This is a genomic window from Parvibaculum sp., assembly GCF_039973015.1.
Classification (GTDB): Bacteria; Pseudomonadota; Alphaproteobacteria; order Parvibaculales; family Parvibaculaceae; genus Parvibaculum.
The window spans coordinates 21,377-43,869 of record NZ_JBDWLT010000010.1 but is presented as its reverse complement, the minus strand read 5'-3'; the positions used below and the strand labels follow the sequence as shown (position 1 = coordinate 43,869).

The following is a 22,493-nucleotide window of genomic DNA, read 5'->3' as shown; positions in this document are numbered from 1 at the left end:
GAGGAAAATGCCGCCGGAAATTACATTTTTGCCATCCAATCGTCGCAACAAGATGATATTTGTTGGTATTTCAAGGGTTTAACTGCCGGAATGGGGAACACTCCCCCTCCGGTTTTGCTTGAATTCGCATCCCGGTCCGCCAATATATCCCGCAGCACACTCAGGAGGGTGCAGTTACATGGCGAATTACGATCAGAACAGGCTCCATCAGACCCGTGTCGGCGCGCGCGCCGACATGTCGATCGATCAAGGCCTGCGGAGCTATATGCTCAGCGTTTACAACTACATGGCCGGAGCGCTGGCGCTCACCGGCCTCGTTGCCTATTTCGCTTTTGCGTCGGCGACGGTCGAAACGGCGCAGGGCATCGGCCTGACCGGCTTTGGCGAGATGCTCTATACGAGCCCGCTGCGCTGGGTCGTAATGCTGGCGCCGCTCGCTTTCATTCTGGTGCTGAGTTTCGGCATTCAGAAGCTCAGCCTTTCCGCGACGCAGATCGTCTTCTGGGCGTTTGCGGGCGTGATGGGCCTGTCGCTCTCGTCGATCTTCCTCGTCTATACGGGCCAGAGCATCACCACGACCTTCTTCGTGACCGCGGCCGCCTTCGGCTCGCTCAGCCTCTACGGCTACACGACGAAGCGCGATCTGACCGGCATGGGCTCGTTCCTTTTCATGGGCCTGATCGGCATCATCATCGCAATGGTCGTGAACATCTTCCTGCAGAGCTCTGCGCTGCAATTCGCGATTTCGGTGCTTGGCGTGCTGATCTTCGCGGGTCTGACCGCCTATGACACCCAGCGGATCAAGGGCATGTACTACGAAGCCGACAGCGCCGTCGTTGCCGGCAAGAAGGCCGTGATGGGCGCTCTCTCGCTCTATCTCGACTTCATCAACATGTTCATGTTCCTGCTCCAGTTCATGGGCAGCCAGCGCAACTGACGCGCGGGCCAACACACTCAAACGAAAGCCCCGGCAGAGATGCCGGGGCTTTTTTCGTTAAGGGCGGGGTCAGGCGTCGATGAGCCGGAGCGAGCGCTTTTCGAAGACCTTCAAAACCTGACGAAGCTCATGCCCGCGCTTGAGGACGAGACCTGTCGCCGCGACGATGCTGTAGGCGCCCTGTTTGCGGGCAAGTTTGGGTCGCTTTTCGATCCGGTAGAGCGGCATTTCACTGGTGCGCCGGAAGACGGAGAAGATGGCGACATCCCTGAAGCCGCCCATTGCATAGTCGCGCCATTCACCCTCGGCGACCTTCTGCCCGTAGACGGAGAGAATGGCATCGAGCTCCGCGCGGTTGAAGAAGACTTCCGCCTCCCTTGGATGGAGCTGGGGCTGGGGCCGTGGCGGGGAGGCGGGAGCCGGTTTCGCCGCGCCGACAAGGCTCAGGCGGCCGGACGCCGGTTTCGCGCGGGCATTGTAATCGGCACTGTCGGACATGCGGCGCTTTCCCCTTCTTTCGGCCCTTCTTTCGGCCCTTCTTCGGGCCCTTCTTCCGGTCTTCTTCCGGTGTCTGGCCCGGTCTTTCCGTTGCGGGCAAAGACGGTCCCGTGAAGCATGACACGCGAAGGGCGCGGACGTCACCCGTTTGTTACAAAAACCGCGGAGAGCTGCGCTTTTCCCGGCCGGGTAAAAGAAAATCCGAAACCACAATATTGCCTTTTTTCAGCCCTTGCTCAGCCACACTGACCCTCCATCTTTACATCGTTGCCTCACTGGCCCGGTTCCTTGCGACGTTCCGGTTTCATCAGCCCCCCAGCCCCACCGGGATAGATTGGGGGAGCCGGGCCACCCTTTCCCCCGAGGGGAGGCAACATCGAAAAGAAACGAGCAACAGCTCTGCCGCCCGGGCCCCCCTCCCGGGCGGCTTCTTTTTTTGGCAACAGGCTTTTGCCTTTTCAGACCTGCCTTTTTCACGGGCCGCCAGATGAAGCATCTTTCACTTGATGGGGATTGCGGCCTGTCCTACACAAATCTCCGCCCTGATGCAGGCTTTCGAATGCCGGGGCAAGCGCTCGGGGGAGCGGAGGAAAGTAGCGCGGGCAAGAATGGCGCAAGACCATTTCTGTCAGGCGCGTGAGGGAGAGACGCTATCAACCGGTCCGACGATATGAGTGTGAGCGGAAAACGGCCATCAACGGGCACGGGCGGCGAGCCCATGATCGTCATCGACGGTCTTTCCAAGCATTTCGGCCCCTTTACCGCCGTCGACAAGATCAGCTTTTCCGTCGCCAAGGGCGAAGTGCTGGGCTTTCTCGGACCGAACGGCGCGGGCAAATCCACCACAATGAAAATGGTGACGGGCTTTCTCGCGCCGAGCGCGGGAACGGCACGCGTCTGCGGCCACGACATCGTGACATCGACGCTCGAAGCGCAGCGTGTCATCGGCTATCTGCCCGAGGGTGCGCCTGCCTATGGCGACATGACGGTGCGGGGGTTCCTGAAATTCATCGCACGGGTGCGCCGCCTTTCGGGCGCGCAAGCGGACAAGGCCATCGATCGCTCGGTCGAGGCAACTGAACTTGCCGGGGTTCTCGAACAGCCCATCGATACGCTTTCCAAGGGCTTCCGCCGCCGCGTCGGGCTCGCCCAGGCAATCCTGCATAATCCGCCGGTTCTCATCATGGATGAACCGACGGACGGGCTCGATCCCAACCAGAAATTCGAAGTGCGCAAGCTCATCGAGCGCATGTCGCCCGACAAGGCCATCGTGATCTCGACGCATATTCTCGAAGAAGTCGATGCGATCTGTACGCGTGCGCTCATCATCGACCGGGGACATATCGTTGCCGACGGTACGCCCGCCGAACTCATGGCGCGCTCGCGCTATCATAATGCCGTGTCGCTGACGCTGGGCGGACGCACCACCGTCGAGACGGCGGAGAAGCTGCGCGCGCTTGAGGGTATCGAGAGCATTGAGGTTTCCCCGCGCGGCGACGAGACGACGTTTACGCTTTTCCCGGTGCGGCGCGGCGAGGGCGACACTTTGCTGGTCGATGCCGTGGCGCGGCTTGCGCGCGAGGAAAACTGGCAGGTGCGCGCGCTCTATGGCGAGGCGGGCCGTCTCGACGAAGTCTTCCGGCGTCTTACCCGCCTGGACAAGAATGGAAAGGAAGCGGCATGAACGAGCTTCTCGCCGTTTTCCGCCGCGAACTTGGCGGCTATTTCTCGACTCCGCTTGCCTTCATTTTCATCGTGATCTTTCTCTTCACGATGGGCGCCTTCACCTTCTATCTCGGCGCCTTCTACGAGAGCGATCAGGCGGATCTCACGATCTTCTTCAACTTCCATCCCTGGCTCTACCTTTTCCTGATCCCCGCGATCTCGATGCGGCTCTGGGCGGAAGAACGCCGCTCCGGTTCGATCGAACTTCTGCTGTCGCTGCCCGTTCCGCTCTGGGCGGCGGTCACCGGCAAGTTCCTCGCGGCCTGGGTCTTTTCCGGCATCGCGCTTGCGCTCACCTTTCCGATGTGGCTCACCGTCAACTATCTCGGCAATCCCGATAACGGGGTGATCCTTGCCGGTTATCTCGGCAGCTTCTTCATGGCGGGCGGCTATCTTGCCATCGGCTCGTGCCTTTCTGCCGTGACGCGCAATCAGGTGATCGCTTTCGTCGTCAGCGTCGCGGTGTCGTTTCTCTTCACGGTGTCGGGCCTTCCCATCGTGATCGATTTCTTCGCGAGCTGGGCGCCGCAGCAGGTGCTGTCCACCATTGCGTCCTTCTCGTTCCTCACGCATTTCAATGCGATCACGCAGGGCGTCATCGATCTGCGCGACATCGTCTACTTCGTCACGCTGATCGGTGCATGGCTTATTGCCTGCGGAATCGTCGTCGACATGAAGAAGGCGGGGTGAGGCGCATGTTCAACCAGCAGATCAGCCGTTCGGCCTATCGCATCATCATGCTGGTGCTGCTTGCCGTGCTCTTTCTCGCGGTGAACATGTTTTCCAATGTCGCCTTCCGTTCGGCGCGGATCGACCTGACGGAGAGCAATCTCTACACAATGTCGGACGGGACGAAGGAAGTCGTCTCGCAGCTCGACGAGCCGGTCACGCTGCGCTTCTTCTATTCGGAGAAACTTGCGACCGACTATGGGCGCATTCGCAACTATGCGGGCCATGTGCGCGACCTGCTGGAGGAAATGCGGGCGGAATCGAACGGCAAGCTGCGGCTTGAAGTGATCGAGCCCGAGCCCTTCTCGGAGGAAGAAGACCTTGCCATGTCGCTCGGTCTCAAGGGCGCGCCGACGCAATCGGGCGACATCATCTATTTCGGTCTCGTCGGCACCAACTCGGTGGACGGGCTCGAAGCGATCCCCTTCTTCACCGACGAACGCGAACAATATCTTGAATATGACATCGCGCGGATGATCCAGAACCTGAGCCGCCCCGAGCGGCCGGTGCTCGGCATCGTGACGAACCTGCCGCTCGATACGGGCTCGGGCGGGCTCATGTCGGCGATGCGCGGCGACTCGCTGCCCTTCATGATCTATGACGAATTGCAGAACCGCTTCCAGATCGAGTTTCTCGAACAGCAGTTCCAGAAGGTGCCGGACAGCGTCGATGTGCTGATGGTTGCGCATCCCCGTCCGCTCGACAGGCCGACGCTTTATGCCATCGACCAGTTCGTGATGCGCGGCGGGCATGTGCTTGCCTTCGTCGACCCTCATTCGGAAGTGAGCCTGACGGCGGGCCCGAACGGCGAACCCGTGCGGGGCTATACAGAGCAATCCGATCTCGGGCCGCTGCTGGAAAGCTGGGGCGCCCGTTACGACCCCTCGCGGATCGTCGGCGACCGCAAGCTCGCGCAGCGCGTGCAGACCGGGCTCGATGCGCGGCGCCAGGAGAGCGACTATGTGCTCTGGCTTGCCGTACCGCGCGATAATGTCGATACGAACGATCTCGTGACGGCCGATGTGAGCCGTCTCAATCTTGGAACGGCGGGATATTTCACGCCGGTGGAAGGCGCGACGACGGTCTTCACGCCGCTGGTGACGACCTCGGAAGATGCGCAGACCTATGATGTCGAGGATGTGAAGAAAGGGCCGCGCCCGGACGATCTCATCCGCAATTTCGAGCCGACGGGCGAACGCTATGCCATCGCCGCGCGGCTTTCGGGGCCGGTGACGAGCGCTTTTGACGGCGCGCCCAAGGAGGAGCCGGTGGCGGAGGCGGGTGCGCCCCAGCCGCGCCGTTCGCAGGAGAAGGCAGGGCCGCATATCGCAACGTCGCAGAAGGATGCCAGCATCATCGTTTTCGCCGACAGCGACATTTTCGACGACCGTTTCTGGGTTCGCACGAACTCCTATCTCGGCGAGCGCGTGGCGCAGCCGATTGCCGATAATGCGGTCTTCATCCTGTCCGCCATCGACAATCTCATGGGCTCGAACGAGCTGATCTCGCTGCGCGCCCGCGACAAGGCGGACCGGCCCTTCACCGTGGTGGAGAACCTGCGCCGCAATGCAGAGCGCCGCTTCCTCGACGAGCAGGAAGCGCTTGAGCGCAAGATCGATAATGCGGAAAAGAAGCTGACCGAATTGCAGACCGGCGGCGCGAACGAAAATGCCGCGAGCGGGGGCCCGAGCGAACAAGAGTCGGTTGCGATCCGTCAGTTCCGTGCGGAGCTTCTCGAAAGCCGCAAGAAGCTGCGCGATGTGCAGGGCGATCTTCGCCGCGATGTCGAGCGGCTTGGCGCAAATCTCCGTTTCATCAATATAGCGCTGGTGCCGCTGCTTCTTGCCGTTCTGGCGCTGGGCGCTGCCTTCTACCGCTATCGCCGCCGCAAGGCGCGCGTCGAGAAGGGAGCGTGAAGCTCATGATGCAGGCGCTCTGGAGCAACAAGCCGCAACGAAATCTCGCGGTGCTGGCCGCCGCGACGGCGATTGCCGTCATTGCCGCGACAATTGCCGTGGTCAATGACGAGAGCGGCGTGCGCGCCAGTTTCACGCCGCATCCTCTGTTTGAGGATCTTGAAAACCGGCTCGATCAGGTCGACCGCATCGTCTACACGGTGAGCCGGGGCATGAACGGCGTCACGACGATCGAGATGAAGCGTGACGGCAAGGGCAAGTGGGTGACGCCGCTGCGTGGCGGTTATCCGGTGAGCGATGCGCTGGTGAAGAAGGCGCTGATCGGCGCGGGGCAAATGGAAGCCTATGAACCGCGCACGGCCAACCCCGAATGGCATCGCAATCTCGGCCTGCTGAAGCCGGAAGATATCGGTTCGGCGGTGCGCGTCGAATTCTTCAAGGGCGACGAGCGGCTGGCAGGTCTTCTCGCAGGCAAGGTGCCGGAGCGCGCCGTCGACGTGAAGGGCGAAGGCCTCATCTATGTGCGCCGCGATGGCGAGGATGAGAGCTTTCTTGCGCGCGGACGTCTGCCGCTTCTCAAGAGCGTGAACGAATGGCTGGACCCGGCCTTTGTCGATATTCCGGTTGAAAATCTTGCGCGTGTGACGCTCTGGGCGGGCACGGAGACGCCGGTTATTCTCTCGCGTGTGCCGGGCGAAGAAAACTTCTCCATCGAGAACCTGCCCGAGGGCCGCGCGACGCGCGGTGCGCCGGTCATGAACAAGGCGGCGACGGCGATCCTCGATTCCGGTTTCGACGATGTGGCGCCTGCCGCGACGCTCGATTTTCCCGAGGAAGCGCCGAAGGCGATCTTCGAGACGTTTGACGGGTTGCGGTTGCGCATGGACATGGCGGGGCAGGGCGGTGCGCTCTGGGCGAAGTTCGAGGCAGAGACCGATCCGGCGCTTGTTGCCGAAGGCGGCGATGTCGCGGCTGCCGGCAAGCGCGCGGAAGAACTCAACGAGCGGCTTTCTGCCTGGACCTACAAGCTGCCGCAGGATCTCGGCAACCAGCTCACCCAGACGATGGATCTGCTGACGCGCGAGGCGGGGCCGGCAGATGCGATGGCTCCCATGTCAGGACAGCCGTTTCCCTGAGCGGGCGGAGATTTCCCGGCGTTAATTGCTTCCCGTCCTGGCGGCACCGAGGATTGCGCCTCCGTCGCCTGCCTGCAAAAGCGCGACGCACCCTTCGAAACCGCGCGTCAGGAGATCGCTTTTCGGCAGCGTCATTGTCATGCGTTCTCCGGTCCACATGCCGACCGGCGTCAGCTCGCGCACGGCATGTGCATAGGCAATGGTACGGCCCCGATTTTCGCCACGGCCGATCTCGACCCGGGCTTCCTTCGCGTAGCGGATGAGCCACAGGGTTGCGGGTTTTTCAGGCGCCTCGCCCGCCTCGACATCGAGTGTGAGCGCCTCGCCCTTGTCCGTGAAGGAAATGCCGACCGGGAGCGCGCTGGCCGCTTCGATCGCCGCGCCGATTTCATCCCGCTTGCTGCCGACTCCTTCGGCAACACCGTTCACCACGATCTGCGGTGTGTAGACGCCGGAAAGGCCGAGGGTCCGGGCATAAGCGCGCTGGCGCTCTGCATGGGCGGGGCTCGCGAGCGTATCCTTCCAGCCGAGATAATCCCAATAGCCGACATTGTAGGAGAGGGCGATCACGTCGTCTTGCGCTACCAGCTCGCGCAAATAGGCATCGGCGGGCGGACAGGAGGAGCAACCCTGGCTCGTGAAAAGCTCGACCACGACGGGGCCGCTTTCCGCGCGCAGGGGAAGCGTTGCCAGCGCAAGCAGTACGGTAACGAAGGCCGCGCACCGGAATGTCAGACGCAAGAGGGACATGGGCTCTCCTTTCCTGCCGAGAATAGGAAGCGGCAGCCGCACAGACGAGTCACGTTCGCTTGATCGGGAGGCGGGCCGCGCGGGCCGCAAAGAAAAAGGGCGCCCCGAAGGACGCCCTTTTCATTTCGTCGGCTATGCCCGCCTTATGCAGCGAGGTTCCGCAGCACGTAAGGCAGGATGCCGCCATTTTCGTAGTAGTCGACTTCATCCTGCGTATCGATGCGGCAGAGAAGTTCGATCGACTGCTTCGCGCCGTCGGAATAGGTGATGACCGCGTTGACCTTGGTGCGGGGTTTCACCTCCGCGAGGCCTTCAATGGTCACCGTCTCCGAACCGTCGAGGCCCAGCGACTGCCAGCTCATGTCGTTCAGGAACTGGAGCGGCGCCACGCCCATGCCGACCAGGTTCGAGCGATGGATGCGCTCGAAGCTCTGTGCGACAACGGCCTTCACGCCAAGGAGCATGGTGCCCTTCGCCGCCCAGTCGCGGCTGGAACCCGTGCCATATTCCTTGCCCGCGAAGATCACGAGCGGTACGTCGCGGCGCTTGTATTCCATCGCAGCGTCGTAGATCGGCATTTCGGTGCCTTCCGGCTGCAGCTTCGTCATGCCGCCTTCAACACCCTTCAGCATCTGGTTCTTGATGCGGATATTGGCGAAGGTGCCGCGCATCATCACTTCGTGATTGCCGCGCCGCGCGCCGTAGGAGTTGAAGTCCTGAGCGCCAACCTGCTTGGAGTTCAGGTAGGAACCGGCCGGGCTCTGCACCTTGATGTTACCGGCAGGCGAGATGTGGTCGGTCGTGATCGAGTCCGCGAAGAGGCCGAGGATGCGCGCATCCTTGACGTCGGAGAGAGGTGCGGGCTCGGGGGTCATGCCGACGAAGTAGGGCGGGTTCTGCACATAGGTCGAATCCCCGTCCCAGTCATAGGTGAGACCGCCCGAGACGCTGATGCTCTTCCATGCGGCGTCTCCGTCGAAGACGTTTGCATAGCGTTCGCGGAACATTTCGGGCGTCACGCAGGTGCGTACCGTTTCAGCGATGTCGTGCGTCGTCGGCCAGATGTCCTTGAGATAGACCGGCTGGCCGTTGCTTCCGGTGCCCAGAGGCTCCGACGTGATGTCGATCTGCGTCGAACCCGCCAATGCGTAGGCGACGACGAGGGGCGGCGAGGCGAGATAGTTCGCCCGCACGTCCGGCGAGACGCGGCCTTCGAAGTTGCGGTTGCCCGAAAGCACGGCGGAGGCCACGAGATCGTTCTTGTTGATCGCCTGGCTGATCTCGGTGGGAAGCGGGCCGGAGTTGCCGATGCAGGTCGTGCAGCCATAGCCGACGAGATCGAAGCCGAGCGCGTCGAGGTCGTCCTGGAGGCCCGCTTTTTCGAGATAGTCGGTGACCACCTGCGAGCCGGGGGCAAGGGAGGTCTTTACCCAGGGCTTTACCTTCAGGCCGAGCTTGTGGGCATTGCGGGCGACGAGACCCGCCGCGATCAGCACACTCGGGTTCGAGGTGTTGGTGCAGGAGGTGATCGCCGCAATGACGACGTCGCCGTGACCAAGGTCGAAGTCCTTGCCTTCGACGGGCACGCGGGTAGCGGCCTGGCCGGGCTTGTTGAACTCGCCTTCCAGTGACTTCAGGAAGCTCGACTTCATGTCGGTCAGCGCAACCCGGTCCTGCGGACGCTTCGGGCCGGCGAGGCTCGGCACGACCGTGCCGAGATCGAGTTCGAGCGTGTCGGTGAAGATCGGGTCCGGCACGTTCTCTTCGAGGAACATGCCCTGTGCCTTCGCATAGGCCTCGACGAGGGCCACGCGCTCATCCGAGCGGCCGGTCGCCTTGAGGTATTTCAGGGTCTCGTTATCGACCGGGAAGAAGCCGCAGGTCGCGCCATATTCGGGCGCCATGTTGGCGATGGTCGCACGATCCTCAAGGGCGAGATTGCCGACGCCGGAACCGTAATATTCGACGAATTTGCCGACAACGCCCTTCTTGCGGAGCATCTCGGTGACGGTGAGCACCATGTCGGTGGCGGTCACGCCTTCGTTGAGCTTGCCGGTCAGCTTGAAGCCGATCACTTCGGGAATGAGCATCGAAACCGGCTGGCCGAGCATGGCCGCTTCCGCCTCGATGCCGCCCACGCCCCAGCCGAGAACGGCAAGGCCGTTCACCATTGTGGTGTGGCTGTCCGTGCCGACGCAGGTGTCGGGATAGGCGATCTCTTCCTTGCCGTCCTTCTTCGTCCAAACGGTCTGGGCGAGATATTCGAGGTTCACCTGGTGGCAGATGCCGGTTCCCGGCGGCACCACGCGGAAATTGTCGAATGCCTTCGCGCCCCAGCGCAGGAACTCGTAGCGCTCGCGGTTGCGCTGATATTCGATTTCCGTATTTTCCTTGAAGGCCGTCGGCGTGCCGAACTTGTCGACCATGACCGAGTGGTCGATCACGAGATCGACCGGGACCAGCGGATTGATCTTGGTCGGGTTCGCGCCGAGGTTCTTCACGGCGTCGCGCATGGCGGCAAGGTCCACCACGGCGGGAACGCCGGTGAAGTCCTGCATCAGAACGCGCGCCGGACGATAGGCGATTTCGCGATCCGAGGTGCGTGTGGTGAGCCAGGTCTTCACGGCCTCGATGTCGGCCTTCGTGACCGTGCGGCCATCTTCGAAGCGCAGCAGGTTTTCAAGCAGCACCTTGAGCGAGAAGGGCAGGCGCGAAACGCCCTCGAGGCCTTTCTTCTCCGCATCGGGAATGCTGAAATAGGTGTAGCTGCGATTGCCGACCTTCAGCGTCTTGCGGGCGCCGAAGCTGTTGCCGGCTTCCTTCTTTGCAGGCGCCTTCCGGGCGGCGGGCTTTTTCGGCGCCGCTTTTTTCGCGGGCGCTTTCTTCGGCGCGGCTTTCGCTGCCGTTTTGTTAACCGTCGCCTTCTTTGTCGCCGTTGCCTTCTTCGCTACCGGCTTCTTCGCAGGAGCGGTCTTCTTCGGTGCCGCTTTCTTCGTAACCGGCTTCTTCGGCGCGGCCTTGCGGGCGACGGGCTTCTTTGCAGCCACGGTTTTCTTCGCAACCGGCTTCTTCGGCGCGGCCTTTCTGGCCGGCGCCTTTCTTGCGACCGGCTTCTTCGCTACGGTTTTCTTCGCAACCGGCTTCTTTGCGGCGGGCTTTCGAGCGGCGGCAGCTTTTTTCGGCGCCGCCTTTTTCGGGGCTGCCTTTCTCACCGGCGTCTTTTTCGCCACCGTTTTCTTCGCTACGGGCTTCTTCGCCACAGCTTTTTTCGCAACGGGCTTCTTTGCAGCGGCCTTCTTTGGAGCAACCTTTTTCGGCGCAGCCTTCTTCGGAGCGGCCTTCTTGGCGACGGGCTTCTTCGCAGCAGCCTTCTTCGGTGCGGTCTTCTTCGCGACAGGCTTCTTCGCCGCCGTCTTTTTCGGCGCGACCTTCTTGACTGCCTTCTTCACCGTCTTCTTCGCTGCCGCCGTCGTCTTCTTGACTGCCTTCTTCGCGGTCTTTGCCGGAACAGCCTTCTTCACCTTCGCCGCATTTTTTGCGGCAGGTTTCTTTTTTGCCTTCGCCGATTTGGCCGTCGCCTTCTTCGCCATCTGTCTATGATCCTCGATGATGCGCGGTCCGGGCTGTAAGGGGGGAATGCGGGGACCGTGCGGGGTGCCGCCCGCGCCGTGAAAAGGCGCGAGCATCAATGCCCGATTTCGCCGCCGCTTCTCAGCCTGGAACCTATATGCTTGTCGCGCGGGACTATAATGTCTTTCGCAAGGAATGACCATGCTTCGCCCTGAAAAGCGGGCGTGATAATCAGCATCGCACACGATGCAGGGAGATGCGGATGAGGGAAGTGCTCGTCGAGAAAAACGGTCCGGTGACAAGCATCGTTCTGAATCGGCCTTACGCGAAGAATGCCGTCGACAGAGATGCGGCGGATGCACTCTGCGAGGCCTTTCTCGATTTCGAACGCGACGAGGATGCGCTTGCCGGTGTGTTTTGCGGCGCGGATGGCGCTTTCTGTGCGGGTGCGGACCTCAAGGCCGTTGCGACGGGGAAGGGAAATCGTTCCGTGCCCCCCGCAACCGGCGCCGATTTCTCGCGGCTCGCAAGTGACGGACCGATGGGCCCGTCGCGAATGATTCTCAACAAACCCGTGATCGGTGCGATTTCCGGCCATACGGTCGCGGGCGGTCTCGAACTTGCGCTCTGGTGCGACATGCGTGTGGTGGAAGAAGACGCGATCATGGGTGTTTTCTGCCGCCGCTGGGGTGTGCCGCTGATCGATGGCGGCACGGTGCGCCTGCCGCGCCTCATCGGCCATTCGCGCGCGATGGATCTCATTCTCACGGGGCGGCCCGTGGGTGCGGAGGAGGCGCTTGCCATTGGCCTTGCAAACCGCATTGCGCCGAAAGGAAAGGGCCGGGAGGAAGCCGAAAAGCTCGCGCTTGAAATCTCGCGGTTTCCGCAACTCTGTTTGCGGCATGACCGGATGTCGGCCTATGAGCAGTGGGATCTGCCTTACGATCAGGCGCTCGCGAATGAATTCGAGCATGGGCGCAAGGTTCTTGCTTCCGGCGAGACGCTGAAAGGCGCGGCGCGCTTTGCATCGGGCAAGGGCAGGGGCGGGCGTTTTGACGATATCTGAGCTTTCTCTTTGCGTGCGTGATCTCGCCTGCGAGCGCGGTGGGCGTCTCGTCTATGACGGGCTTTCCTTTTCGCTCAAGGGCGGCGAGGCGCTGGTGCTGACGGGGCCGAACGGCGCGGGCAAGTCGAGCCTCTTGCGTCAGCTTGCAGGCCTTCTCGATGTTGTGCGGGGTGAGATCGCGCTTGAGGGAGGCGACCCGGAGCGTACGCCCGGCGAGCAGGCGCATTATGTCGGCCATCTCGATGCGCTGAAGCCTTCCATGAGTGTTGCGGAGACGATTGCGTTCTGGCGGGTCTTTTTCGGCAGCATTCCGCAGGGGGCGGAAACGGCGCTCGAAGCGCTGGGGCTCCTGCATCTCGCCGATCTGCCGGTCGCCTATCTCTCAGCCGGTCAGCGCCGCCGGCTTTCGCTTGCCCGCCTCATCGCGGTGCCGCGCCCGATCTGGCTTCTCGACGAGCCGACCGTCGCGCTCGATGCCGCCAGCGTTGCCCGTCTTGTGCGGCTGATGAAAGGGCATCTCGGGCAGGGCGGCATGATCGTTGCCGCGACGCATCTCGATCTCGGCCTTGAAAACGAGAAAACGCTGCGCCTCGGCGCGGAGGTGGTGGCATGATGCGCGCCTTCCTCGCCCTTCTCGCGCGCGATCTGCGCCTTGCCGTGCGGCTGGGCGGTGGGGGCGGCATGGCCGTTTTCTTCTTTCTCATCGTGATCTCGCTGCTGCCGCTCGGGATCGGGCCGGACCGGGCGCTGCTCGCCAAGGTTGCACCGGGGATGCTCTGGGTGGCGCTGCTGCTCGCCGCGCTGCTCACGCTCGACCGGCTGTTCCAGGCGGATTACGAGGACGGCTCGCTCGACCTCCTCACCATGGGCGCGCTGCCGCTCGAACTCATCGTGGTGGCAAAGGCCCTGGGACACTGGCTGACGACCGGGCTTCCGCTCGTCGTCGCGGCGCCTCTTCTCGGTGTGCTGCTCAACCTGCCGGGCGAGGCCTATCCGCCGATGATGGCCGCGATGCTGATCGGCACGCCGGCCTTGAGCTTTCTCGGTGCGATCGGTGCAGCGCTCACCGTCGGCATCCGCCGGGGCGGGCTTCTCGCCTCGCTTCTCGTGCTGCCCTTCTATATTCCGGTGCTGATTTTCGGTGTGGGCGCGGCCGATGCGACGGCGGGCGGGTTTTCGGGCGAAGCGGGCCGGCAGAGCCTGGCTCTTCTAGGCGCCGTGGCGCTTGCGAGCCTCGTGCTGGGGCCGCTCGGCGGGGCGGCGGCATTGCGCGCCAATTTGAGGTGAGGCCCCGTATGAGCCAGATGGCATGAGCCGGATTGCATGTCGAAACCGTGGCAATATGACCCCCTCTGCGGCTTGCTCTCATTGCCGGGCCTGCGCTAAATGGCGGCCATGAACAGCCTTACCGCCCTGCAGCGGTTCCATGCCTATGCCAATCCGGCGCGCTTCATGGCGCTGTCGGCGCGGCTCGTTGCGCCGCTCTGGATTTTGAGCGTGCTCGTCATCGGCGCCGGGCTCTGGTTCGCGCTTTTCGATTCACCGCCCGATTATCAGCAGGGCGAGACGGTGCGCATCATGTATGTGCATGTGCCGTCGGCCTGGCTTGCGATGTTCGGCTATGGCGTGATGGCATTTGCGTCCGCCGTCGGGCTCGTCTTCCGGCATCCGCTTTCCGATGTCTGCGCGAAATCGGCGGCTCCCATCGGTGCCGGCTTCACCTTCCTGGCGCTCCTCACGGGCTCGCTCTGGGGACAGCCCATGTGGGGCACCTGGTGGGAATGGGACGCGCGGATGACCTCCGTCCTCATCCTGTTCTTTCTCTATCTCGGCTATATTGCGCTCTGGGCCACCATCGAGGAGCCGGTGCGCGCGGCGCGCGCTGCGGCCGTGCTTGCGCTTGTCGGCGCGATCAACATTCCGATCATCCGCTACTCGGTAGTGTGGTGGAACACGCTGCACCAGCCGGCTTCCGTCTTCCGCATGGACGGGCCGAGCATTGCGCCCGCCATGCTGCTGCCGCTCGGGCTGATGGGTGTCGGTTTCACACTTCTCTTCATCACGCTGCTGCTCGTGCGGATGCGCGCGGAAGTCATGCGCCGCCGCGTACGCAACCTGCGTCTTGCGACGGCGGGTGCAGCGGCAGAGGGCTGAGCGATGGATGAATTTTTCCATATGGGTGGCTACGCCTTCTATGTCTGGTCGGCCTATGGCGCAGCCTTCGCCGTGATCGTCGCGCTTGTCTGGCAAAGCGTGGCGGATTACCGCGCGCAAACGCGGCTTGCCGAGACGCTTGAAAAGGCGGCGGGCGGGCGTGTGCGCCGCGCGGCGCATCGTGAACATGAAACCGGAGAGGATGCTTCGTGAACTCCAGATTCCGGCTGGCGGCGCTTATTCCCGTCGCGATCTTTCTTGTTCTTGCGGGTCTTTTCTTCGCGGCGATCTATCGCGGCGATCCCTCGCGTGTGCCGTCCGCCCTGATCGGGCGCTATGTGCCGGAATTCGACCTGCCGCCGGTCGAGGGGATCGAGAGGCCGGGCGTGGCCTCCGCCGATTTCGGCAAGGGTGTGCCGGTCATCGTCAATGTCTGGGCATCCTGGTGCGTGCCCTGCCGCGATGAGATGCCGCTTCTGATCGAGCTTGGCCGCGTCTCGCGCGCGCCGCTTTTCGGCATCAACTACAAGGACGACCCTGTTGCCGCGCGCCGCTTTCTCGCCGAACTCGGCAATCCTTTCGCGCGCATCGGCAAGGACGCGAAGGGCCGCGCCGCCATCGACTGGGGCGTCTATGGCGTGCCTGAAACCTATATCGTGGATGGAAACGGCCGCATCGCGCTGAAACATGTCGGGCCGCTGACGCCCGAGGCGATTGCCGATGAAATTCTGCCCGCGCTCAAGGCGGCGCGCCTTTCATCCGGCGAATGAACGCGAGACGAAGGGACGCGGCCTCAGAGCGGTAAGCGGTATCAGCTCTTCTTGCGACGTGTAGCGGGCGCTTTTTTCGCCGCGGGCTTTTTCACCGGCTTCTTTTTTGCCGGTGCGCGCTTCACGGTTTTCTTCGGCGCGACTTCTTCCGTCTTCATGCCCTCGATTGCCGTGTTGAGCTGGGTGAGACCTTTCAGAAGGTCGCCCTGCAGCGTCTTCGGCAATACGTCGAGCAGTGCCTTTTCGGCAGCAATCGCTTTGGGCATCGCGCTTTTGAGTGCGCGGCGGCCGGCAGCGGTCAGGCGCACCGAGTTTGCGCGGGCGTCTTCAGCCGTGCGCTTGCGGGCGAGAAGGCCGTTCTTGATCATGCGGCTGATCATGTCGGCGAGCGTCGAGCGGTCGATGCCCGTGCGGTTCACGAGATCGGTCTGGCTCAGGCCTTCTTCTTCATCCACCGCGAAAAGCACGATGAACTGGCGCGGCGTGATTGCGCTCGATCCCATCTGCTGCACGAACTGGTCATAAGCGAATTGCTGTGCACGGCGCAGCAGATGACTTAGCGAATTTTCAAGATCGAAATTTCCGGTTGGCTTCCTGGCTGCCATTCGTTCGGTCCTCTGGATTAACAGACACAACAAGTGTCCGGCACTGGGGGCGGCGTCCTATGCGGACAAGTCTTCCCTGTCGGGAGAATGATCGTTACACGCACTCGCGGCGATTATATGGCCGGCTGCCGTCTGGCGCTCTATCATCATATGCACCCGCACACCCTGTTTATGCAAGGGCTGCAGGCGGAAAAGCGAAGTTAAGATTATCTATATAGGTCTGTGCGCGGACATTTCACGATTTATCGCCCCCTTTTTTGCGGGTGCGATTGCAGCTTCCACACACAGAACAAACACAGCACCACGATGTAGCTCCGTGGGCGGACCAACAGGTTGAAACAAGACGATGCCGGATGAAAAAAACGAGAACAAGCAAATGCCCGCCGGGCCGAAGCCGCAGGAAACAGGCGCGCAAGACGATGTTATGTTTTCGCGCCGCGTACCAATCGGGGACAGCCTGCCCCGAGATATATGCGATCGTTGCGGCTTTATTCACTATGTAAATCCAAAGATTGTCGTTGGTTCCGTCGTCACGCATGGTGAAAAGTTCCTTCTCTGCAAACGGTCCATCGAGCCCCGGCGCGGCTACTGGACGCTGCCTGCGGGCTTCATGGAACAGGGGGAGACGACGGCAGAAGGTGCCCGGCGCGAAGCGATGGAAGAGGCGAATGCCGATATCCGTCTTCGCGATGTACTGGCAATTTACAGCATTCCCCGTATTGCCCAGGTCCAGATCATGTATCGCGCGGAGCTTTCCACACCGGATTTTTCCGCAGGCGAAGAAAGCCTCGAAGTCGGTCTGTTCTCATGGGACGACATTCCGTGGGAGGAACTTGCCTTTCCGAGCGTCTACTGGGCGCTGACGCAATTCCGCTCGGTTATGGGCAGGGATGTGATTGCCCCTTTCACGAACCCTGAAGGTGAAAACGGCAATCTCTTCCCTCGACCGCCTTCCGCAGGCTGAGGGAAGATTGCTGGCAAAACCGGAAATTTCGCGACATTGTTTCCCGATAATAAATTTCCGGGGAGGGAAAGATGAGCAAGGCGGGGGGCGCGCAGCGCATGACGGCGGAGGAGCGGCGGGTCATCTTCGCCTCGTCGCTCGGTACGGTGTTCGAGTGGTACGATTTCTACCTCTACGGCTCGCTGGCGGCGATCATCTCCGTGCAGTTCTTTTCCGGCGTGAATCCGACCGCGGCGTTCATCTTTGCGCTGCTCGCCTTTGCCGCCGGTTTTGCCGTGCGGCCGTTCGGCGCCATCGTATTCGGGCGGCTCGGCGATCTCGTCGGACGCAAATACACCTTCCTCATCACCATTCTCATCATGGGGCTTTCGACCTTCATCGTCGGCCTGCTGCCCGGCTACGCGGCCATCGGCTTTGCCGCGCCCGCCATTCTCATTGCCCTGCGTCTTGCGCAAGGCCTCGCTCTCGGCGGTGAATATGGCGGCGCTGCAATCTATGTCGCCGAACATGCGCCGCACGGGAAACGCGGCGCCTATACGGCCTGGATACAAACGACGGCGACGCTCGGCCTCTTTCTCTCGCTCCTCGTGATCCTCGGGTGCCGGCTGTCGATGGACAAGGAGAGCTTCGAGGCGTGGGGCTGGCGCATTCCCTTCCTGCTCTCCATCGTGCTGCTCGGGATTTCCGTGTGGATCAGGTTGAAACTCAACGAGTCGCCGCTTTTCCAGAAGATGAAAGAGGAGGGCACGCTCTCCAAGGCGCCGTTGACGGAAAGTTTCGCGCGCTGGGGCAATCTCAAGATCGTCATTATCGCGCTGGTCGGCCTGACCGCGGGACAGGCGGTTGTCTGGTACACGGGCCAGTTCTACGCCCTCTTCTTCCTGACGCAGGTGCTGAAGGTGGAAAGCCAGACCGCCAATATCCTGATCGGCGGCGCGCTTCTTCTCGGTGTTCCCTTTTTCGTCATCTTCGGTGCGCTGTCGGACAGGATCGGCCGCAAGCCGATCATTCTTGCGGGCTGTCTGCTCGCCGTTGTCACCTATTTCCCGCTTTTCTCCGCGCTTACGCATTTCGCCAACCCGCGCCTCGAAGCCGCGCAGGAATATTCGCCGGTGGTGGTGATTGCGGACCCTGCGACATGCTCCTTCCAGTTCAACCCGGTGGGCACGGCGGCCTTCACCTCATCCTGCGATGTGGCGAAATCGGCGCTCGCGCAGCGCGGCATTCCCTACAGCAATGTTGCGGCGGCGCCCGGCACCGTTGCGGAGGTGCATGTGGGCGAGGTCACGCTTTCTTCCTTCGATGCGAGTGACGATGCAGATGGTGCCAAGCGGGCGCACTTCACGAGGGCGCTTGCTTATGCGGTGGAGGAGGCGGGCTATCTGCCGGCCGACCCCGACACCATCAACTATCCGATGGTCGTCGCGATCCTCTTCATTCTCGTCCTCTATGTGACGATGGTCTACGGCCCCATAGCGGCGATGCTTGTCGAACTTTTCCCGACGCGCATCCGCTACACTTCGATGTCGCTGCCCTATCATATCGGCAATGGCTGGTTCGGCGGCTTCCTGCCGACCGTCTCCTTCGCCATCGTCGCGGCGACGGGCAATCTTTATTCGGGGCTCTGGTATCCGGTGATCATTGCGGCGATGACATTCATCGTCGGTCTCATCTTCGTGCCGGAGACGAAGGACCGGGAGCTTCACCCGGAAGGAAGCTGATCTATTCGGCGCGTTCTTCCGTCCCGGCGCTTTCCTTCGGTGCGTGTTTCGTGAGCACGGGGATTTGCGCGATGCCGAAGACCATGGTCAGCGGCATGATGCCGAAGAGCTTGAAGCTTACCCAGAAGTCGGTGGAAAAATTCCGCCACACGACTTCGTTGATGACGCCGAGAAGAACGAAAAAGAGGCCCCAGCGAACGGTGAGCACCATCCAGCCCTTGTCGGTCAGGTTGAAGGCGCCGTCGAAGAGCTGCTTCATGACGGGCTTGCCCATCATGGCGGCGCCGAGAAGCGCGGCGGCGAAAAGCGCGTTCACGATGGTCGGCTTCACCTTGATGAACTGTTCGTCCTGCAGATAGATCGTCAATGTGCCGAAGACCATCACGAAGACGCCGGTGACGAGCGGCATGGTCGGCACCTTGCGGAACTTCGCATAGGAATAGCCGAGCGAAATCGCGGTCGCGACCATGAAGCCGCCGGTCGCATAGAAGATGTTCTGACCTTCAGCATTGCCGAAGATCGAGTCCGCCTTCGAATTCAGCAGGAAGAAAACGACGAGCGGCCCGAGCTCGATCGCCATCCGCACCCATTGCGAATTGGTCATGCCGCCATGTGTGGCGTCGGCCTTGCTGTCGCTCATGATCTCTCCGGTTCGGGGTTTACACAGTTACGCATGGGGAGCGAGGGTGGATCAACCTGCCTCCGTGCCGGTGCCCGTAATCGCCCGCGCATAGGCCTCCGCATCGAAGGTCTGGAGGTCGTCGATCCCCTCGCCGACGCCGATCAGATGAACCGGCAGGCCGAATTTTCTGGCGATGGCGACGAGAATACCGCCGCGCGCCGTGCCGTCGAGTTTCGTCATGACGAGGCCCGTGATGCCCGCGACCTGGCCGAAAATCTCTACCTGGTTCACGGCGTTCTGGCCCGTCGTCGCATCGAGCACGAGCAGGGTTGCATGCGGGGTTTCGGGGTCGAGCTTGCGGATCACGCGGATCACCTTTTCAAGCTCGGCCATGAGGTCGGCCTTGTTCTGGAGGCGGCCTGCCGTGTCGATCATCAGCACGTCGGCGCCTTCTTCCTTCGCGCGCGCGAGCGCTTCATAGGCGAGGCCCGCAGCATCGCCGCCGATCTTCGTCGCGCAGACGGGGGCGCCGATCCGCTCCCCCCAGACTTTCAGCTGTTCGACGGCGGCGGCGCGGAAGGTGTCGCCCGCGGCGAGCATCACGCTTTTCCCCTCGGCTTTCAGTTTTGCGCCGATCTTGCCGATGGTCGTCGTCTTGCCTGCGCCGTTCACGCCCGTCATCAGGATCACGAAGGGTTTTTTCGTCGCGTCGATTTCGAGCGGCTTCTCGACGGGCTTCAGGACTTTCGCAATCTCGAAGGCGAGAATCTCACGGATTTCCTCCGGGCTCACTTCCTTGTTGTAGCGGTCCTTGCCGACGGCCTCGGTGACGGAGGCGGCGGCGTCGAGGCCGAGATCGGCGGAGATCAGCAGCTCTTCGAGTTCCTCAAGGGTGGCGCCATCGAGCTTCTTCTTCGTGAAGATGCCGGTGATGCCCTCCGACAGGTTCTTCGTCGAGCGGGTCAACCCTTCCTTCATGCGGCGGAAGATCGACTTCTTTTCCACGGCTTCGGAATTCGGATAGTTTTGTGTCACTTGCAGCCTATAAAAATTCGTAAGCTTTCAGAATTCGATATGTAGTTTTGCCGTCGATGATACAAAACTTTCGGTGCTTGCCCGGATGCACAACTAAGCTTCGGAGTACCTTCCGCACGGCTTCTCCAACGACATGAGAATGCTGAACTACCGATACATCTGCGCCGGATTCGGCTAAGCGCAAAATTTGATCTGCTCGCTTACCACACATGTCGAGAGTCATTTCCCGAAAATTCGTTGGACCTTTCAGCAAGAAAGCCCCCGTACAGCGATTGCCATTGACGACAATTGAGCTTGAGAAGTGATCATTGGTTTCACCGCCCCAATCTTTCTTTGTCGGCTCAGCCAGCAATTCAGCGAAAGCTTCCTTCACGCGTTTTTCGGGTAGATGTTTCATTGCATTTAGCCATTCATCGGCAGAATCCACGTCAACGTCTTTTAATTTCACGAACTGCTGAATGTCTTCAGGAAGAATCTCTCCAAATTCGCGCCCGAACCACATAAGGCGAGCTCCATCTGGCCCGTTTCGTGGGTGGTCAAGCCACGGCGCTCCAATAACTAGCGGTTCGATTTCGTAGCAGTCTTCTTTGTTGTGCAGCAGACCAACAATCGCTTCGAAAGAACCTTCGGCAAGATTCATCTTCCCCGTAGAACTCACCAGATGTTCTGTGTGGTAGGCGATGAAAACTGGCTTGCTAAATTCCAAATCCGTGACGACTTTGTGTCTTACGCGCGGCTCGTCATATATGTTCGGACATGGCTCCAACTGTTCAGTGCTTCGGAACAGAAGCTTAGGCTTGTTTTCTTCCAAGGCTACGAGCAACGTCGGGGCATGAACCGCATCGCAAACGTCTAACAACATCGTTACCAACAAATGGTCATTGTTCAGACGTGTTAGGTGATCATCCCCAACCTTGGCGCGTTCAAAATAGACATCCCGTATCGCATTGGGCAGGGCAGTTAGGCAAAGTCGCCGGTTGAGGAACCCCATATCTATATGGGAGAAGGCGTCCATCGTCCTCAGTTTGACGTCAAGGCTTTCAATGCTCACGCCGCCCTCAAACCTTCAAAACTTTTTCCGTCATGCGCGGCGAGGCGAAGCGGAATTATCTCCCCCGCGCGCGCTTCCTCCTTCACGCGCACCGGCGTGAACTGATGTGTGCGGCCAAGCGTCGGCGTTTCCATGAGGACCGCGCGCGTCGCGCCGATCCCTTCGTCCAGATGCGCGCGCACATGCGCATGGCCTTTTGCGCGAAGCCGGTCGGCGCGGGCCTTCGCCACATCGCGCGCCACTTGCGGCATCTTTGCGGCGGGCGTGCCGGGGCGGGGCGAGAAGGGGAAAACATGGAGCCATGTCAGCCCGCATTCATCGACAAGCCGCATCGTGTTTTCGAACATTTCGTCGGTCTCGGTCGGGAAGCCGGTAATGAAATCCGCGCCGAAAACGATATCGGGACGAGCCTTGCGCACGTCCTCGCAGAAGCGGATGGAATCGTCGCGCAGATGCCGCCGCTTCATCCGCTTCAGGATCATGTCGTCGCCCGCCTGCAACGAAAGATGGAGATGCGGCATCAGCCGCTCTTCATCGGCGATGAGACGCATGAGGTCGTCATCGGCCTCGATGGAGTCGATCGAGGAAAGACGCAGCCGTTCGAGTTCCGGCACGAGCTTCAGGATGCGGCGAGCCAGACTGCCGAGGCCCGGGCGTCCGGGCAGATCGCCGCCGTAAGACGTCATGTCGACGCCGGTCAGCACGACCTCGCGGTAGCCGTTTTCAACGAGCGTGCGCACCTGTGCGACGACCTCGCCTGCCGGTACGCTGCGCGAGGGGCCGCGGCCATAGGGGATGATGCAGAAAGTGCAGCGATGGTCGCAGCCGTTCTGCACCTGCACGAAGGCGCGCGCACGCCCTTCGAGGCCCTGCACCAGATGGCCCGCCGTTTCCGTCACCGACATGATGTCGTTCACGCGCACCTTCTCGTTGGTGTGGAGCGCGAGGGCGGGCTGCCAGCTTTGGGCTCTCATCTTCTCGTCATTGCCGATCACGAGATCGACCTCGCCCATCCCGGCAAAGCTGTCGGGGTTCACCTGCGCCGCGCAGCCGGTGACGATGATGCGGGCTTGCGGGTTCTCGCGACGCGCCTTGCGGATCGCCTGGCGTGCCTGGCGTTCGGCTTCCGCCGTCACCGCGCAGGTGTTGAAGACGATGGCATTGTCGAGGCCGGCCTTCTCGGCATGGCCGCGCATCACTTCCGACTCATAGCTGTTGAGGCGGCAGCCGAAGGTGACGATTTC

20 protein-coding genes and 1 pseudogene are annotated in these 22,493 nt (G+C 61.6%); 13 read left to right on the top strand and 8 right to left on the bottom strand.

The genetic code is table 11. The features are described 5' to 3' along the window. The first annotated feature begins 178 nt into the window (after positions 1 to 178). Positions 179 to 937, top strand: coding sequence for a Bax inhibitor-1/YccA family protein (locus ABJO61_RS11420; RefSeq protein WP_348323252.1), 759 nt, complete (start codon positions 179 to 181; stop codon positions 935 to 937). Positions 938 to 1,006: 69 nt separating this feature from the next. On the opposite strand, the gene ABJO61_RS11415 is transcribed toward ABJO61_RS11420, so the two are convergent. Continuing rightward, a complete protein-coding gene (locus ABJO61_RS11415; RefSeq protein ID WP_348323251.1) occupies positions 1,007 to 1,435 on the bottom strand; it encodes a DUF2794 domain-containing protein in 429 nt (142 codons plus the stop codon). Positions 1,436 to 2,111: 676 nt separating this feature from the next. Between ABJO61_RS11415 and ABJO61_RS11410 the strand changes: the two genes are divergently transcribed. Genes ABJO61_RS11410 through ABJO61_RS11395 form a run of 4 tightly spaced genes read left to right on the top strand, consistent with a single transcriptional unit; the run spans position 2,112 to position 6,941 of the window. After that, the gene (locus ABJO61_RS11410) at positions 2,112 to 3,119 is read left to right on the top strand and encodes an ATP-binding cassette domain-containing protein (RefSeq protein ID WP_348323250.1); all 1,008 of its coding nucleotides are present in this window, start codon (positions 2,112 to 2,114) and stop codon (positions 3,117 to 3,119) included. Next, complete coding sequence (locus tag ABJO61_RS11405; RefSeq protein WP_348323249.1) at positions 3,116 to 3,850, top strand: ABC transporter permease subunit; 735 nt, start codon at positions 3,116 to 3,118, stop codon at positions 3,848 to 3,850. Before ABJO61_RS11410 ends, ABJO61_RS11405 begins: the two co-directional genes overlap by 4 nt. Positions 3,851 to 3,855: 5 nt before the next feature. After that, positions 3,856 to 5,805, top strand: coding sequence for a Gldg family protein (locus tag ABJO61_RS11400; protein ID WP_348323248.1), 1,950 nt, complete (start codon positions 3,856 to 3,858; stop codon positions 5,803 to 5,805). Positions 5,806 to 5,810: 5 nt separating this feature from the next. Further along, a complete protein-coding gene (locus ABJO61_RS11395; RefSeq protein WP_348323336.1) occupies positions 5,811 to 6,941 on the top strand; it encodes a DUF4340 domain-containing protein in 1,131 nt (376 codons plus the stop codon). A gap of 21 nt (positions 6,942 to 6,962) precedes the next feature. Here the strand turns inward: ABJO61_RS11395 and ABJO61_RS11390 are convergent, their stop codons facing one another. Beyond that, entirely contained in the window at positions 6,963 to 7,691 is a 729-nt protein-coding gene (locus tag ABJO61_RS11390; RefSeq protein ID WP_348323247.1) for a DUF1223 domain-containing protein, read from the bottom strand. 143 nt (positions 7,692 to 7,834) lie between these two features. After that, positions 7,835 to 11,281: an aconitate hydratase AcnA gene (gene acnA / locus ABJO61_RS11385; protein WP_348323246.1), complete on the bottom strand. Its 3,447-nt coding sequence runs from the start codon at positions 11,279 to 11,281 to the stop codon at positions 7,835 to 7,837. Between the two features lie 242 nt (positions 11,282 to 11,523). Here acnA and ABJO61_RS11380 point away from each other — a divergent pair, with 242 nt between their 5' ends. From ABJO61_RS11380 to ABJO61_RS11355, 6 genes are all read left to right on the top strand, one after another. Next, positions 11,524 to 12,327, top strand: coding sequence for a crotonase/enoyl-CoA hydratase family protein (locus ABJO61_RS11380; RefSeq protein WP_348323245.1), 804 nt, complete (start codon positions 11,524 to 11,526; stop codon positions 12,325 to 12,327). Next, a complete protein-coding gene (gene ccmA, locus ABJO61_RS11375) occupies positions 12,320 to 12,940 on the top strand; it encodes a heme ABC exporter ATP-binding protein CcmA (protein WP_348323335.1) in 621 nt (206 codons plus the stop codon). Before ABJO61_RS11380 ends, ccmA begins: the two co-directional genes overlap by 8 nt. Further along, complete coding sequence (gene ccmB / locus ABJO61_RS11370) at positions 12,937 to 13,614, top strand: heme exporter protein CcmB (protein ID WP_348323244.1); 678 nt, start codon at positions 12,937 to 12,939, stop codon at positions 13,612 to 13,614. The genes ccmA and ccmB overlap by 4 nt, the downstream gene beginning before the upstream one ends. A 99-nt stretch (positions 13,615 to 13,713) precedes the next feature. Continuing rightward, complete coding sequence (locus ABJO61_RS11365) at positions 13,714 to 14,481, top strand: heme ABC transporter permease (protein WP_348323243.1); 768 nt, start codon at positions 13,714 to 13,716, stop codon at positions 14,479 to 14,481. Between the two features lie 3 nt (positions 14,482 to 14,484). Further along, positions 14,485 to 14,694 carry a heme exporter protein CcmD gene (gene ccmD / locus ABJO61_RS11360; RefSeq protein ID WP_348323242.1) on the top strand — a complete coding sequence of 70 codons (210 nt, stop codon included), beginning with the start codon at positions 14,485 to 14,487 and terminating at the stop codon, positions 14,692 to 14,694. Beyond that, positions 14,691 to 15,251 carry a DsbE family thiol:disulfide interchange protein gene (locus ABJO61_RS11355; RefSeq protein ID WP_348323241.1) on the top strand — a complete coding sequence of 187 codons (561 nt, stop codon included), beginning with the start codon at positions 14,691 to 14,693 and terminating at the stop codon, positions 15,249 to 15,251. Before ccmD ends, ABJO61_RS11355 begins: the two co-directional genes overlap by 4 nt. A 41-nt stretch (positions 15,252 to 15,292) precedes the next feature. On the opposite strand, the gene ABJO61_RS11350 is transcribed toward ABJO61_RS11355, so the two are convergent. After that, positions 15,293 to 15,856 (bottom strand): MarR family winged helix-turn-helix transcriptional regulator, encoded by a 564-nt coding sequence (locus ABJO61_RS11350; protein WP_348323240.1) that lies wholly within the window; start codon positions 15,854 to 15,856, stop codon positions 15,293 to 15,295. 346 nt (positions 15,857 to 16,202) lie between these two features. Between ABJO61_RS11350 and ABJO61_RS11345 the strand changes: the two genes are divergently transcribed. Continuing rightward, positions 16,203 to 16,820, top strand: coding sequence for an NUDIX hydrolase (locus ABJO61_RS11345; protein WP_348323239.1), 618 nt, complete (start codon positions 16,203 to 16,205; stop codon positions 16,818 to 16,820). 71 nt (positions 16,821 to 16,891) lie between these two features. Further along, on the top strand, positions 16,892 to 18,541 hold the full coding sequence (locus ABJO61_RS11340; protein ID WP_348323238.1) for an MFS transporter: 1,650 nt from the start codon (positions 16,892 to 16,894) through the stop codon (positions 18,539 to 18,541). 1 nt (position 18,542) lies between these two features. On the opposite strand, the gene ABJO61_RS11335 is transcribed toward ABJO61_RS11340, so the two are convergent. From ABJO61_RS11335 to mtaB, 4 genes and pseudogenes are all read right to left on the bottom strand, one after another. After that, positions 18,543 to 19,181, bottom strand: a complete 639-nt coding sequence (locus tag ABJO61_RS11335; protein ID WP_348323237.1) for a septation protein A — start codon at positions 19,179 to 19,181, stop codon at positions 18,543 to 18,545. Between the two features lie 51 nt (positions 19,182 to 19,232). Beyond that, a pseudogene (ftsY, locus tag ABJO61_RS11330) lies at positions 19,233 to 20,165 on the bottom strand (signal recognition particle-docking protein FtsY); the annotation flags it as partial. A gap of 40 nt (positions 20,166 to 20,205) precedes the next feature. Further along, a complete protein-coding gene (locus ABJO61_RS11325; protein WP_348323236.1) occupies positions 20,206 to 21,249 on the bottom strand; it encodes a hypothetical protein in 1,044 nt (347 codons plus the stop codon). Then, positions 21,246 to 22,445 carry a tRNA (N(6)-L-threonylcarbamoyladenosine(37)-C(2))-methylthiotransferase MtaB gene (gene mtaB, locus ABJO61_RS11320; RefSeq protein WP_348323334.1) on the bottom strand — a complete coding sequence of 400 codons (1,200 nt, stop codon included), beginning with the start codon at positions 22,443 to 22,445 and terminating at the stop codon, positions 21,246 to 21,248. The genes ABJO61_RS11325 and mtaB overlap by 4 nt, the downstream gene beginning before the upstream one ends. Between the last annotated feature and the right edge of the window lie 48 nt (positions 22,446 to 22,493).

Coding starts and splice junctions, on each gene's coding strand:
- ABJO61_RS11365 (WP_348323243.1), top strand. CDS start 13,714: ATGGCGGCCATGAACAGCCTTACCGCCCTGCAGCGGTTCCATGCCTAT.
- ABJO61_RS11395 (WP_348323336.1), top strand. CDS start 5,811: ATGATGCAGGCGCTCTGGAGCAACAAGCCGCAACGAAATCTCGCGGTG.
- ABJO61_RS11405 (WP_348323249.1), top strand. CDS start 3,116: ATGAACGAGCTTCTCGCCGTTTTCCGCCGCGAACTTGGCGGCTATTTC.
- acnA (WP_348323246.1), bottom strand. CDS start 11,281: ATGGCGAAGAAGGCGACGGCCAAATCGGCGAAGGCAAAAAAGAAACCT.
- ABJO61_RS11390 (WP_348323247.1), bottom strand. CDS start 7,691: ATGTCCCTCTTGCGTCTGACATTCCGGTGCGCGGCCTTCGTTACCGTA.
- ABJO61_RS11340 (WP_348323238.1), top strand. CDS start 16,892: ATGAGCAAGGCGGGGGGCGCGCAGCGCATGACGGCGGAGGAGCGGCGG.
- ABJO61_RS11335 (WP_348323237.1), bottom strand. CDS start 19,181: ATGAGCGACAGCAAGGCCGACGCCACACATGGCGGCATGACCAATTCG.
- ABJO61_RS11400 (WP_348323248.1), top strand. CDS start 3,856: ATGTTCAACCAGCAGATCAGCCGTTCGGCCTATCGCATCATCATGCTG.
- ABJO61_RS11380 (WP_348323245.1), top strand. CDS start 11,524: ATGAGGGAAGTGCTCGTCGAGAAAAACGGTCCGGTGACAAGCATCGTT.
- ABJO61_RS11345 (WP_348323239.1), top strand. CDS start 16,203: ATGCCGGATGAAAAAAACGAGAACAAGCAAATGCCCGCCGGGCCGAAG.
- ABJO61_RS11420 (WP_348323252.1), top strand. CDS start 179: ATGGCGAATTACGATCAGAACAGGCTCCATCAGACCCGTGTCGGCGCG.
- ABJO61_RS11350 (WP_348323240.1), bottom strand. CDS start 15,856: ATGGCAGCCAGGAAGCCAACCGGAAATTTCGATCTTGAAAATTCGCTA.
- ccmB (WP_348323244.1), top strand. CDS start 12,937: ATGATGCGCGCCTTCCTCGCCCTTCTCGCGCGCGATCTGCGCCTTGCC.
- mtaB (WP_348323334.1), bottom strand. CDS start 22,445: ATGCGCGGCCATGCCGAGAAGGCCGGCCTCGACAATGCCATCGTCTTC.
- ABJO61_RS11415 (WP_348323251.1), bottom strand. CDS start 1,435: ATGTCCGACAGTGCCGATTACAATGCCCGCGCGAAACCGGCGTCCGGC.
- ccmD (WP_348323242.1), top strand. CDS start 14,485: ATGGATGAATTTTTCCATATGGGTGGCTACGCCTTCTATGTCTGGTCG.